The 13261-nt window shown below is 68.4% G+C and carries 8 protein-coding genes; all 8 read right to left on the reverse strand.

What is annotated here, in order from left to right; translation table 11 throughout:
• Positions 1 to 104: 104 nt before the first annotated feature.
• Positions 105 to 1790, reverse strand: coding sequence for an LVIVD repeat-containing protein (locus HUA78_RS39625; RefSeq protein ID WP_174478581.1), 1686 nt, complete (start codon positions 1788 to 1790; stop codon positions 105 to 107).
• 297 nt (positions 1791 to 2087) lie between these two features.
• Positions 2088 to 4358 (reverse strand): hypothetical protein, encoded by a 2271-nt coding sequence (locus HUA78_RS39630; protein ID WP_174465099.1) that lies wholly within the window; start codon positions 4356 to 4358, stop codon positions 2088 to 2090.
• 166 nt (positions 4359 to 4524) lie between these two features.
• Positions 4525 to 6636, reverse strand: a complete 2112-nt coding sequence (locus tag HUA78_RS39635) for a hypothetical protein (RefSeq protein ID WP_174478582.1) — start codon at positions 6634 to 6636, stop codon at positions 4525 to 4527.
• Positions 6637 to 6862: 226 nt separating this feature from the next.
• Complete coding sequence (gene mxcH, locus HUA78_RS39640) at positions 6863 to 9343, reverse strand: TonB-dependent siderophore myxochelin receptor MxcH (RefSeq protein ID WP_254614721.1); 2481 nt, start codon at positions 9341 to 9343, stop codon at positions 6863 to 6865.
• A 124-nt stretch (positions 9344 to 9467) separates the two neighbouring features.
• The gene (locus tag HUA78_RS39645; protein ID WP_174455760.1) at positions 9468 to 11018 is read right to left on the reverse strand and encodes a PepSY domain-containing protein; all 1551 of its coding nucleotides are present in this window, start codon (positions 11016 to 11018) and stop codon (positions 9468 to 9470) included.
• Positions 11015 to 11290 (reverse strand): hypothetical protein, encoded by a 276-nt coding sequence (locus HUA78_RS39650; RefSeq protein ID WP_246136997.1) that lies wholly within the window; start codon positions 11288 to 11290, stop codon positions 11015 to 11017. Before HUA78_RS39650 ends, HUA78_RS39645 begins: the two co-directional genes overlap by 4 nt.
• Positions 11287 to 11616: a hypothetical protein gene (locus HUA78_RS39655; protein WP_174463503.1), complete on the reverse strand. Its 330-nt coding sequence runs from the start codon at positions 11614 to 11616 to the stop codon at positions 11287 to 11289. The genes HUA78_RS39650 and HUA78_RS39655 overlap by 4 nt, the downstream gene beginning before the upstream one ends.
• A gap of 33 nt (positions 11617 to 11649) precedes the next feature.
• On the reverse strand, positions 11650 to 12888 hold the full coding sequence (locus HUA78_RS39660) for an MxcI (RefSeq protein WP_174463502.1): 1239 nt from the start codon (positions 12886 to 12888) through the stop codon (positions 11650 to 11652).
• Between the last annotated feature and the right edge of the window lie 373 nt (positions 12889 to 13261).

Raw genomic sequence — 13261 nt, forward strand, 5'->3', positions numbered from 1 at the left:
CGCCCAGCCTGCGTTCCGCCAGGACGCGGAAAAGCCCCCGGTGTCAGGGAAGTCGTCGCCTCGGGCGACCTGCCGAACCAACGACCTCCGGGGTGCGTCCGCCGCTACAACTCGTTGACGATGACGAGCCCGCGCACCGAGTCCACGAGGTACACGTAGCCGTCGCCGGGGATACGGACTCCGTAGTTGCCCTCGAAGACGCCATGGCTTCGTCCCGGGTCGGTCTCCCGGAAGGTGTTGAAGTGGGCGACCTGTCTCGGCTGGGTGGGGTTCGAGACATCCAGGACGCGCAGGCCCTCGTGGTACCAGGCGACGTAGAGCAGTTGGCCCCGCAGCAGCAGGTTGTGCATGGACACGACGGGCCGCATGCGGTGGGTGCCGATGAGGACGATGTTCGCCGGGTCCGTCACGTCGAGCACGCGCACGTGGGAGCCATTGAACTCGCCGCCCTCGAAGGCGATGGTGCGACCCGCGAAGGTCCCCACCGCGCTGTGGTGCGCGTAGCTGATGGCGTCGGGCCGGAAGTAGTCCCCCAGGTGGCGCACGTCGTTCAGGTCGGTGATGTCCATGATGGAGAAGCCCGACTCGGCGTTGCTGATGTAGAGGCGGCCCTGGTAGGCGAAGACGTCATGGGGACCGCTGCTGAAGCCTCCCGGCGTCGGCGTGACAATCTGGAGCAGCGTGGGCTCCAGGGGGTTGGAGACGTCGTAGACATAGGTCCCCGTGCCCGGGGCGTTGGCGTAGAGCCGGTCCGCGTCGACGAGCACGGTGTGGACGGTGTGAGGGCCCTCGGCTCGGCGCACGAACACGGGATTGGCCGGGTCGCTGATGTCGAAGATGACGAGCCCGGAGGAATTGCTGGCGATGTAGAGCGCATCTCCCCTGGCCCAGACGCCGTTCCAGGACGTGTCGCCAGCAAGGCTCACCGTCTTCTTCAGGACGGGGTTGCGCCGGTCCCTCACGTCGAAGACGCTGAGCCCGCCCACCCGAGGCGGACCATCCAGCGAGACGACGTAGGCGTGCTCCTTGGCGACGAAGAGGTCCGCGGGCCTGCCGACGGAGGTGGCGGCCTCCGACATGAGCGAGAGGCCACCGGAGGACTCTCCCTCTCCGGCCGCCCAGGTCATGCGATGGGCCACGAAGGTCCCGAGCGTCTTGCCGAACCGCGCGTCGCTGGAACACGACACGTAGCAGCCCGTGATGACGCCGGGCGACGGAACATGGCAGCCGGCGAACGAGGCGGTGGTGATGATGTCGCCCTCGGGAGTCGCAAGGCCGCGTCTTCCCGTGAGGAAGAACGTGCCGCCTTCCGTCACGCGGGCGATGACCGGCCCGCTGCCCAGCGCGTCCGGGGTGCCGTCGTCGTGGAGCCCGATGCTGATGGCGGAACGGGAGACCGTCGTGGTGGTGGGGCGGTTGGCGCGAACGCGCATCTCCCCTCGGAGGTTGACCTGGTAGATGCCCCGGCCCTCCACGCCGGAGAGTTCCTGGGCGGAGCAACTGGATGAATCAAAGGCCGTGAGGCTCTCGCAGAGGAGCGGGTCGAGGCTCTCCGGATTGACGAACTGGCACGCGTCATAGCGGCCGGTATCCACCCAGTCGCCCAGGTCCTCGAGCGCGGTGGCGGTGCCGTCCCACGGTGGAGGCCCGGCGTCGGGGGTGCCCGCGTCATCGGGCTGAGGGCCGGCGTCGACGCCTGGGGCGGAAGACCCACCGCAGGCGGAGAGCAGGGCCGGGAGCAGGACGCAAAGAGAGCGCCATGCTCCCAGGGAGAGCGAAAGAGTCTTCATGTGGAGCCTCGGTGACAAAGCCATCCACGAAGGCGTGGAGGGTCATCCCCGATACGGCGAGGGAGGCGCCATGTTCCCCAGCGAGCCGCCGATGCTTGTCATCTGGCAACGGAATCCCCGCCAGCGCGCCGGGCCGCCCCACCTCGAGCCTCTTTGGTCCTCCCCTTGCAGTTCAGGTGGGGACTCGGGCACCGACGGAGACAGGGCTCCCCGGGATCCTCCAGGTGGGTATAGGGCATGTCCCCTCCTTCCAGCCCAACAGGGGCGGAAGGAGGGCGCGAGACATGGGTGACGGGGCTACCGGTAGAACCGGAGGTTGCAGATCTGGGACTGGGTGGTGACGCCCGGGAAGGTCCCCGAGAGCGAGAAGCGCAGGTAGCGCGTACTGAGTCCACCTCCGGGCTGCAGCCTGTAATCCCTGACAAGCGCCTGGTTGGCGGCGTAGGTCAGCGTTCCGCTGTCGGTCGTGGTGTAGGTGCTTTGGTTCGCGCTGATGCCCAGGGACCAGCTGGGCGGATTCGACGCACCGAAGAGGAGCTCCATTCGCTTGACCAGATGCACCTGGCCCAGGTCGACGTACACCAACTGCTCATTGCCGTTGTTCGTGTACCAGCAGGTCCCCGGGTCGGCATCCGTCGCCTTGTAGGCCGTGCTGGGGTTGATGGAGGCATGCGTGAACGAGACGGGAATCAGGTACTCGACGGCGGGGGCGACGAAGAAGGGAGCCGTGACTCCGACGCTGCCCGCGCCTCCCTGCTCCACGACCCTGATCATCACGTTTGAGTTGCCCCATCCACCCGTGTAGAAATTCCAGCTTCGATTCGTATACGCCCAGGAGGAATCCTCACCAACCTTGGTCCACGTGAGGCCGTCGTCGCGCGAGGCGTAGTAGTCGACGTTCAGGGGCGTGGGGAAGGTCCAGTGGATCGTAACGTTGACGCCATCGAGGATGGGCGTGGGCAGTGACGGCGTGTCGACGTCAATCACATCCGTGACGGTCAGCGTCACCGGATTGGAGACGACGGTCTGCTGGTAGGCGTCCACGACCCGCCAGTGGGAGACCCTCCGCTGGCTGCGGTGGTCGATAGGATAGAGGTAGTTGTTGGTGATGGTCGCGACGGTCTGCCAGGAATTGGGCGCCTGCTCTGTCGCGCGCTGGAGGAGCAAGGTGTCGCCTCCGCCGCTGATGGACAGGAATGGGTGCTGGGAGCCACGGGTGACCACTGAGACAGGGAGGGAAAGGATGGGCTTGCTGATGGGATTGGTGACCCAGATGGGCGCCATCACGACGTCGGCATTCTCCCAATTCTGCCGGAGTGTGACGACGTAGATGGACTCGTACGGCGTCAGCGAGAAGACCTCCTTCAGGTTGATGAGATGCTCATCCTCGTAGGTAATCTCCTTGATGGGGGCGTCGGGCTGGAAGGGACTCCAGACCTGGAGCACCGTCCACTGGTTGCCTCCGCCGGTGCCATCCTTGGTCGTCCCCCACACGGTGAAGTCCAGGCGCCGCTCGGTGGGGCTCAGCGCGAACTCGGAGCCCATGGGACGGCCGTTGGCCATGAAGAAGCCGGAGGCAGGCGGCAGGGCCGTGCGGAACACCGAGCGGTTGCGCAGCGCGGTGAGGAAGTTCTCGTAGTTCCACGGCGTACCGGGAGGCAGGACGACACCGGCGCGGCCCTGGGCCGTGTCGAAGCCTTGGATCTTCTCGCGAGGCACACCGGGCTCATCGATGTAGGGCAGCACCCAGGAGCCGTCCGGGTTCTGCGCCTGGAATTCGGAGCCCAGTTGCGCGCGGACGGAGGCGTGCGCGTCGGTATTGGAGACGGGGGCGACGCGGAAGCCGCGCCGCAGCAGCTCGAAATACTTGGGGAGCCCGTTGTACTCGGCGAGTTCGACGGCATCTCTCACCTTCTGGCGTCGGTCCGGCGCCGTGGGGAGCGTGAAATACACGTCGTCATTCGGATGGTTCAGCTGGATGTGGGTGCTCAGCAGCGGGTCCGCCGAGTAGTTGTCGACGATCTCGTCGTGCATGTTCCCGATGTTGGAGGAGTTGACATGCAGATTGCGGTTGAAGCTGTTGAAGTGGTGGTCATGGCTGGAGCCCGTCCCATCATCCGGGCCCACATGGGACTCCCTGCCCCTGACGACGAGCAGCTCGGATTGCCCGTTCGCATCCAACACGGGGCTCAGCTGGGAGATGGGGTCATCGTCGTCATAGGACTTCCACGACGTGGTGTGGTTGCTGGTGCCGAAGAAGTCATAGCCATGGCGGAAGGCGGACAGCAGCACCTCGCTTCGGATGATCTGGGGCGTGAAGCTGAGCGACCCGCCGCCCAGGGAGTCATGGCCGCGAGGGTGGTTGTGCAGGTCCCCCACGAACGTCTGCCAGCCCCCTCCTCCCAGCTCCAAGGCGATGCGGTTGCGGTACTTGCCCTCCCGGACGGCGGGGACCGGATACCGGTCCGAGGCGAGCACGTTCGTCACCTCCTCATCAGCGAGGCCGGGGGTGGAGACCAATGCGGCGGCCAACAGCACACTGCTGCCAAGACTTCTACTTCGAGACATGAAAGGCGCCTCCGCTGAAGGAACTCCGCGCGGGCAGGCACGCGTCCGTGCACGACCCCTGGAGTTACTACGGAGGGAGGGGTGAGGACTGGTCGTTCCCTCATCCCAAGGCTGACGGCCCACCCCGGAACTCAGGAGCGGGCCGCGGCCGCCTACGGTCCTCGCGTCACTTCACCTCGACGCCCGGCATCTGGCCGAGGCCCAGGTCAATCCACCCCGGCATGTTGTAGCTGGCCGTCGTGCCGTCCGTCCTCGTGGCCAGGGGGTTCTGGTCCACGTGGCCCGCGGTGCCCAGGCTCATGAAGAGCGTCGTGGGCATCGACTCCGGCGTGGCCTCCATCAACATCATCGTGGTGGAGGGTACATCGGGCAGGTAGTCGTGCGTCGCGTCGAAGTCGCGATACGCGGTGAGCCAGGCCTCGTGGCTGTAGCCCGGGTCATTCGGCGTCATCGCCAGGGTGGCGAAGGGCTCGCCCTCCGCCTTGAGCTTCTGACGCTGGGCCGCGAGCGCCGCGGGGTCGCTGGAGTCCGCGAAGAAGCCCACCACCATGTCCTGCGCCTGCCGGGCCGCGACGTTCTGCACGTTCGCCAGCCCCTCCGCGCCCGTCACGGTGATGGTGGTGTACTCGGTGCCGCCGTACTGGAGGATGTCCATGCTCATCCCCTCGAACTTCCGCGAGCCGTCCGGGTTGAGCGAGAACTGGATTTCAAACGAGTTGTCCGTGCCGGCCACCTTGCCCTCGGCCGTCACCGTCGTCTGGCCATTCACCGTCGTCACCGTCTGCGTCAGGCTCTCATCCCAGAACTGGTGCTCGAAGCCGACGAACTTCGTCAGGTGCAGCTCCGCGCTGAGCGAGCCCTCCTCGGACCAGGTCTGCTGGGTGCGCACGTCCAGGACCCCCGGGCCCGTCTGCGTGGGGAGCGTGCCCTCCCGGACGAAAGTCTCGTAGGCCGTGCGGCCCTCTGGCGTGGCCAGGTCGAACTCCACGCTCGCGGAGTTGCCCTGCGTGTAGCTGTGCTCCGAGCCGATGCCGCCGCCGACCTTGTGTCCCTTGAGGGTCAACTCCAAGCCCAGCTCCAGCTTCGACGTGAGCGTCTCCTCCGGGCCCACCGTCACGCGCACCGTGGTGTCTCCGGTGCGCTCCACCGCCACCGACTGGGTCTGCTCCTTGCCATTCTCCCCACTGAGCTTCAGGGGCCCGATGGACAGACCGCTCGACGTCGTCACGAAGTCAGAGGCGTCCATGACGAGCTTGCTGCCGGGCGGCAGCGCCAGCGGGTCGCTCAACGTGGGGACCTGGAAGCCGCCGGGGTTCATGATGAGCTGGCCAATCTCCCCCTCGGTGAGCGCGAGCTGGAAGCTGACCGATTTCTTGCTCCCGGACTCCGCGCCAATCTCCACGCCGAACGGGCCCACCTCGCCCGCCTCGATGCCCGCGCCGCCCTTGAGGCCACCGGTGGCATCGAACGTAACGGTGATGAGGTGCCGGCCGTCCGCGGTGGGCTCCGTGGGGTTCCAGCTCAGCTTGACCTCCGTCTCCGCGTAGGCGCCGCCGGAGATGGTGCCCTTCACCTCGCCCTTCTTCTTCTCCCCTTCCGCGGGCTTGAACTCGGCCTTGATGCCCACTTCGAGGGTGCCATCGGTGGAGATGTTGACGGACGGCGTCAGGTCCACCAGCTCCTTCTTCTTTGTCGGGTCCGCCGCATCCCCCGTCGTCGTCGCCGCCGCGTCGTCCGCCACCGAGCGCGCCGCGGCGCCCGTCAGACCGAAGCCGTGGATGAGCGCCTCACGCGCGGGGCCCGGAGGCACGGACAGGATGCGCGCGAGCTGCGCGTCCGGCACCGCCACCGGCTGGCCGTAGGATGAATGCGTCGCCTTCCACTCGGCGAGGTTCGCGTACGTCTTGCCGGGCTCGTTCGGGTCGACGACGGCACCGCCCGGCTTTCGCACCAGCGCGTGGCCCACGCTGTCGCGCGAGTCGCTGAGCAGCAGCACCTGGTCCCCTGGCTTCGACAGCGTGTTGGCCTTCTCCAGGCAGTTGGCCTTGCCGTCGCCCAACACCTCCGTGCGCAGCGTGCTCGCCGGCCCCGCGCCGCCGAACAGGTCCATCGAGGGACGCCGACCCGACTGGAAGCTGCTGCGCCCCGAGTGGCCCGCCGCGGGCTCCTGCTTCGGCGCTGGAGGCGGAGGCGGAGGCGGCGGAGGGGGCGCGGCGACGGTCGGCTGCTGAGGCACGGCGGAAGGTGTCGGGGTGGCGGCGCGGCGAATCGGGGCCATGGACTCTCACTCCTCGGATGCGGGCTGCGAACGCGGATAAAAAACCAATCGACCAATTTGTTTTAGTCGATTCTCCGCGCGTCCGGGTGAAAGTTGCTGTCAGTGGTCAATTTTCTGGCGTCAGCGGACGGGTTCCCGGGTTTCAGGGGCCCGCGCCATGGACAATGTGCGGCGAGGTAGGTGGACTCCGACCCGCTGAAAGGCGGCGGGGCATTCGCCGTGGCGGTCAGAAGTCCGCGGTCAGCTTGACGGACAAGGAGCGGCCGGGGCGCTGGACGCCGAAGAAGTCATACGTCTTCGCGTTCGTGAGGTTGAGCACCTCCAGCGTGCCCCCCAGGGTGGGCGAGCCTTCCCGCACGTAGGTGAGGCTGAGCGAGTGGGTCAACTGCGCATCGACGTCCTGCTTGTACTCGCGCAGGCCCTGGCTCTCCCATCCCCGGAAGAAGCCGTTCATGAATCGCGAGGTGACGCCGAGCGACGCGGAGTCGCTGGGGAGGATGAGCGCGCGGCGCCGCAGCCGGGCGCTGAAGTTCGCGAAGAGCCAGGGCACATTCGGAATGCGGTCGCCCTTGAAGGCCGCGTACGTCCCCTGCCCGCCCGTGTTGCGGAAGTCCTGCCACGTCACGTTGGCATCCAGCCACAACCAATCCCCTGGAACCGTCCATCCCGCGGCAGCCTCGACTCCGAGCGAGCGCGCCGCATACACGTTCTGGAAGGACACCGTGGAGTCGTCTCCCAGCTTGACGATGAAGTCGTCGGCGAGCCGGGCGAAGCCTCCCACGCTTCCGCGGAAGCTCCCCATCCCCGTGCGCCAGTCATCCACCGAGAAATCCAGGTTGGCGTTGTGGCTGACCTCGGGCCGCAACCCCAGATTCGCCATCACGAGCACGCCATCACCAAACAGCTCATCCGGACCGGGAAGGCGCGTGGCGTACTCGTACGAGAGCTTGGCCAGCACGCCATACGGGAGGAACATCCGCAGGCTGTCTCCAAAGCCCAGATGCTCGCTGGCCTGGTCGGCCCGCCGGAAGACCCCCCCGGGCAGCACCTCCTCCGAGTCCGAGCGCATGACGTACCCCTTCACGAAGGCCACGTTCTTGAGCCGTCCGTCGCCCAGCGCCAGTTCGTGCTCGAGCCCGCCCACCAGCGTGAGCAGGTCGCGCTGCGCGCTCAAGGGGTCTCGCTGGCCCGTCCCCAGCTTGAGCTGGTCCTCACCCTGGCGCGTCACGAAGGTGGGCGCCAGCGAGAGCCGCAGGGACTGCGTCGCGGTGAGTTCGTAGGCGGCATGAAGGCGCGCCAGGGCGCTGTGTTGCCATTGCACCTGGTCCGCCGGCGTGGTGCCCAGCTCTCCGGGCTGGCGACGCTCCACGCCCGCGTTGCCGTACCAGTCGTAGACGAACCCCGCCATGTCGCGGAAGTCCGTGTCACGCCGGCTGTAGCCCCCCACGCCCTCCAGCCGAAGCTTGCCGGACAGCAGCCCTCCCTGGGACCACGTCGCCAGCGCGCCGTAGCTCGACTCGGCGGAGCGGGCCTCGCCGTAGGGCACCGTCATCACCACGTTGTGCTGCAGCTCCTTGCGCGTGCGCGTGCCAAAGACACGCAGGGAGAGGCGCTCCGCGAAGGGCCGCTCGAGCACCCCCACCTCCAGCCCGACGCCGCCCGCGGTGAAGCCATCGTGGAAGCGCGGCACGCGCGCGGGCACCAGGCGCCCCCGGTCATCGGCGGCCTCCACGTCCACCATGTAGTCGTTGCGCGCGACGTCGCCGAAGGCGTGGCCCTTCACGAAGAGCCCGCCGGTCCCCAGCTTGTACTGTCCCGCGAGTGACCCCCGGTATGTGCCGAACGAGCCCGCCTGCAGCGAGACGGAGGCCCCGCTCGGCTCGTCTCCGTCCGAGGAGACGAGGTTGACCGCGCCTCCCAGCGCATCCGCGCCGAAGCGCACGGGAACCACGCCTCGATAGACCTCCACGCGCTTGAGCAGGTTGACCGGCACGTTGGCGAGCCCCAGCCCGAAGCCGGCCAGCTCCAGCGGCACGCCGTCGAGGAAGAAGCGCACCTGCTCGCCGGAGAAGCCACTGAGCGAGAAGCGGCTGGCGGAGCCGAGCCCTCCGGTCCGCTGCACGCTGACACCCGTGTTGCGACTGAGCACCTCGCCCAGGTCCGCGGTCTGCTGCCGCGCCTCCTCCAACTCCACCACCTTGACCGCTTCGGCAGAGAGGGCGCGCTCCTCGCCCTTGCTCAACTGTCGCCCCGTCACCTCGATGGTGGTCTCCAGGCTGACGCTCTCCGCGAGCACCGCGTCCACCTCCGTGCGCTCCCCCGCCGCCACCTGGACGCGGTACGCCTGGGGCTCACAGCCCGGGACATAGGCGTGCAGCTCATAGGTGCCCGGAGCGAGCCCCTTCACCTCGAAGCGGCGCTGCGCATCGAGGCGCGGCGTCTGGGTGCGCCCCTCGGGCTCGAGCAGCAGGACCTCGGCCTTTTCCAGCTCTCCCCCTTCACAGGCGGACAGCCGTCCCGCGAGGTCTCCCACCGTCGCGCGAGCCTCCACGGCGGGCGCCTGCGCCGCGTCCTGTGCGGCGGAGGGAAGCGCCACGACCATGGCCAGCAGACCCACGGTTCGCCACGTCCGCCCGAGGGACACCGGGGGACAGGTCCAGGAGACCGAGCACTTCGCGCGGGCCAACGCGTCAACGAGGAGGGTCATGGTCCGTTGCATGAAACACGAGAGGAGTCCGGGCCCCGCGAACGACGGGGGGGGCGCTGGAAGAAGGCGAGCCCGAGCACATCGAGCGGGACGCGAGTGAAGGGTGCGTCGGGAGTCCGGACATTCACGGCGACTCATGCGCGAGAACCGGCGCGGGCGCCCGCGCGTCCCTGGGATCTCTCGGCACGATGCGCCCGATGGCCCAGGCGGAGACCAGGAACAGGACGCCCAGCAGGGCCAGTCCCAGCTCCACGCAGAACACATAGGGTGAGCCCGCGGGGTCGAACACGCGCCGGGCGTTGCGCCAGGAATCCAACCAGGGCAACAGGAACAGGATGCCGCCGGAGATGGCCAGCGACCACCGGGACCACACCTTGGGGCGGGGAAACAGGAGCGCACCCAGCACGCAGGCGCACCAGCTCCCGAAGAAAATCGTGTGTTCCCAATCCGCCCGACGCGTCAGCGTGTCGGGCAGCAGCTGGTTGGCCAGGAAGACGGCGGCGAGCGCGAACGCCGCCGCTCCGCACCCGCCCGCCGTGAAGCGCGCGAGGAGGACGTCCACCCGGCGCATGTCGCGCGCCCGCCGCTCCAACCAGATGAGGTTGCCGGTCAGCACACACAGGGCGCTGAAGATGCCCAGCAGCGCATAGGTGAGCCGCAGCCCCATCCCCGCATAGAGCCCGGAGTGGAGCACGTACGCGGACTCGATCAGCCGCGCCGTGGCGCCAGGCCCTCCAGCCTGCCGCACGTGCAACACCTCACCCTTCCCCGACACGCGGACGGTGGTGAACTCGTGGAGACCCTGACGCGCGTAGCCTCGGACATCGACATACGCCTGGGCATCCCCCAGGTTGCGCATGGAGAAGCGGTAGTGCCGCGCATCCGGCAGCGCCTCGCGCGCCCGCGCCAGCACCGTGGCCACTCGCGGCGCCTCGGCGGGCTGTTTGGAGGGTTTGGCTCCGCGCGGGTAGCCGATGCTCTTGAGCCCCGCGTCCACGTCACCGTCGAAGGCCGTGCGCACCACCACCGGCTGGAGGACCGCGGAGTTCAGGCAGATGATGGCCGCCGTCCAGGCGATGACCGCCTGATAGGGCAACCCCACGCTGCCGAGCACCTTGTGCAGGTCCCCCCACGCGGTGCGCAGGGCCTCGCGCGGACGGAAGCGCACCCAGTCCTTGCGGAAGCGGCCCAGTTGGATGACCAGCCCCGTGCCCACCACCAGCAACAGGACGATGGCCACCAGGCCGGCGATCAACATGCCCCCCGGCAGCGGGTAGAGGAAGTGCACCAGGAACAGGAAGTAGCCCAGGTCGCTGCGCTCCGGGGCCTGCTCGCCGGAGAGCGGGTTCACCCAGACGGCGGTCTTCTCGCCCCCCCGCTCCTTCCACTCGAGCCGGAGCCAGGGGGAATACGGAGCGGGCAGGTCCACGTCCAGTTGGGAGGGCCCGTCCTTTCCCACCCGTGCGTCCAGCCATTGCTGGAGCGTCTCCAGCGCCCGCGCCTCGTCCGCGGCCACGGGCGTCCTCAAGCGCGGCTCCTGCCAGGGCATCAGCTCGTGGCGGAACAGCGACACGACGCCGAGCAGGAACATGCCCACCAGGAGGACGGAAGCCACCGCGCCCGCCCATGCATGCGCCTCCCAGAGGACGCGGTACGTCCCAGACCCAAGCTTCATGGGAGACATCTCCAGAGGACGAGCAGCGCCGCCCCGCTCGCCACCAGGACGCCGGCCCATGCACGCGCCGCGGAGCGAGCCAGGAGCGCCATGCACGGCGCGGCGGCCATCAGGGGAATCACGACGATACAGGCCACCAGGTAGCGCACGTCCGACGAGGCGGGCACCACCGCGGGCAAGGCGACCGAGACCAGCAGCGCGGCGAGCGGAGCCCCCAGCACGGCCGCCAGCAGCCAGCTCACGCCCCGCTGGCGCCGCGTCCTGGCGCTCACGACGCGCGCTCCAGCACACCCAGCAACAGGCCCACCGGGGCCAGCAGCACCATGGCCCGGATGGGACGGCGCACCAGCGGCGAAAGGACGGCCAGCGAAGTGCCCCCCGCCATGACGTACGCCATCGCCGAGCCCAGGGCGGCCCCCGGAGTGGGAGCCGTCGACAGGGACATGGCGAAACCCGCGAGGACGAGCACCAGCCCCCCGCCCTTCAAGCCGGAGGGCACGCGCGAGGAGTCCGGCCACCGGCCCGCGTGGCGACACCACCACGCGCCGTAGAGACCCACCACTCCGAGCCAGAGCAGCGTGGGAACCAGGACATCCATCCAGGAGACCTCGCGGGAATCGAGGGCGAGCGCTCAGCGGATGCGAGCGACGTCCAGGACGAAGCCGGGGAACGAGATGCTGGGCTTGGGGGTGCCCGAGGACAGGTCCATCAGCGTGGAGGTGGAGTAGGTAGCCGCGCTCTGGCTGACGAAGAAGCTGGAGCCTGACGTGAGCGTGAAGCCGCTGTAGGCCCCGGGCGCGGCGTCCACGCGCGAGGGGGCACTCAGCGTCGCCAACGGCACCTGCCACCAGCTCCACCCCTTGCTGTACCACTCGCTGTAGGTGGTGCCCGGCGCCGACGGGGTGATGGTGGTGTCCGCCACCTGGAGCCACGCGGTGCCGTTCTCCGTGAGGGCGATGATGGTGCCCACCTTGTTCTCGCCGAGCGCGGAGGCCACGCTGCCGACGAAGCCCGTGTCGAAGGTCTGCTGCCCCGCCGGGATGCGCAGGAAGCAGTCCTGCTGGCCCGCGTCCTGGGCCCCCTTGACCGCGTAGCCCAGGCCGTTGATGACGCCGCTGAAGAAGTAGAGCGTGTCACCCTGCCGGCCCGTCTTGGTGAGGTCGCGGCAGCGCTCGTCGGAGGACCAGCTCAGCGCGTCCGTCGCCGTGTCGATGCGAACGAGCACCGAGCCCGGAAGCACGGTGTCGTACGTCGACGTCGACCAGCCCACCGCGAAGAACGCCTCGCCCTCGCGGGTGGCCCACTGGCTCAGCCCCGTGACGTAGCCCGCCTTGGTGAACTCCGCCGGCAGCGCCAGCGTCTTCTCGACCGCCATCTCCGCGGGGTTCCAGACGATGATCTGCCCCTGGGCGTCGTCCTTGTAATACGCCTTCGTGGCGCTCACGAAGTGCACGGCCTGGGCGCCCATCCGCTTCACGCCGAGGTTCTGGAACGAGATGCTGGCACCCGGCGTCAGCGCGCCGTCCTTCACCTCGTAGCGGGTGATGGTGGGAGACTCTCCGGCGCCAATGGCGAAGAAGCCCACGCCCTTGGCCGCGTAGAGCCGGGGACGGCCCGGCAGCTCCAGCGACTTCGAGTAGTCCAGCGTCTTGGGCTCGTCCAGGGAGTCGACCAGCGTGAAGTAGTTCATCCGGCTGCCGTTCGTCTCCACGGCGGAGTGCACCAGGTACAGCGCGCCCTCCTCGCCTCCACCCGGCCCCCCAGGGAGGGTGGGCTCATCGTCGCCGCACGCGGACAGGAACAGGGCGGCACACGCCACGAGCCCCTTCGAGAAACCGCCCTTGCCAATCCTCAGTGCTCCGCGGTGCATCGCGCTCTCCTCGAACCTGGACCGGCCTCCCAGCGCTGTCCGTCAGCACCGTGAGATCCGGTCAATTCCCGATATGAATTTGAGACTCAGTATCAAAATCAATACAGGCGTGCTGGAGTAGCCCTCTCGCAAGCCAGGTGTCAAGCAACGTCAGGGAGGAGGACAGAACAGACACGAGGACCCACTCGGCTTGTCGCGGGTATTCCTCGATATCGGTGGCCGCGGAGGACTGGGAGTGGAGGGGGCCGCACGCATGGCATCACCCGGCGGGAGCGGAGCCGTGGGTGGAGGGGGCACTTCAACCCTGGTCCGGTGTGCCCGAAGGTGGCTTCAGCAAACAGGGTTTGGACTCCGCGGGTTGCCCGCGACATGG

The organism is Myxococcus sp. CA033 (assembly GCF_013336625.1).
GTDB lineage: Bacteria > Myxococcota > Myxococcia > Myxococcales > Myxococcaceae > Myxococcus > Myxococcus llanfairpwllgwyngyllgogerychwyrndrobwllllantysiliogogogochensis.

What these genes read in the sequence shown, in the direction of transcription:
- HUA78_RS39625 (WP_174478581.1), bottom strand. Translation starts at nt 1,790, where the DNA reads ATGAAGACTCTTTCGCTCTCCCTGGGAGCATGGCGCTCTCTTTGCGTC.
- HUA78_RS39645 (WP_174455760.1), bottom strand. Translation starts at nt 11,018, where the DNA reads ATGAAGCTTGGGTCTGGGACGTACCGCGTCCTCTGGGAGGCGCATGCA.
- HUA78_RS39630 (WP_174465099.1), bottom strand. Translation starts at nt 4,358, where the DNA reads ATGTCTCGAAGTAGAAGTCTTGGCAGCAGTGTGCTGTTGGCCGCCGCA.
- HUA78_RS39660 (WP_174463502.1), bottom strand. Translation starts at nt 12,888, where the DNA reads ATGCACCGCGGAGCACTGAGGATTGGCAAGGGCGGTTTCTCGAAGGGG.
- HUA78_RS39655 (WP_174463503.1), bottom strand. Translation starts at nt 11,616, where the DNA reads ATGGATGTCCTGGTTCCCACGCTGCTCTGGCTCGGAGTGGTGGGTCTC.
- mxcH (WP_254614721.1), bottom strand. Translation starts at nt 9,343, where the DNA reads ATGACCCTCCTCGTTGACGCGTTGGCCCGCGCGAAGTGCTCGGTCTCC.
- HUA78_RS39635 (WP_174478582.1), bottom strand. Translation starts at nt 6,636, where the DNA reads ATGGCCCCGATTCGCCGCGCCGCCACCCCGACACCTTCCGCCGTGCCT.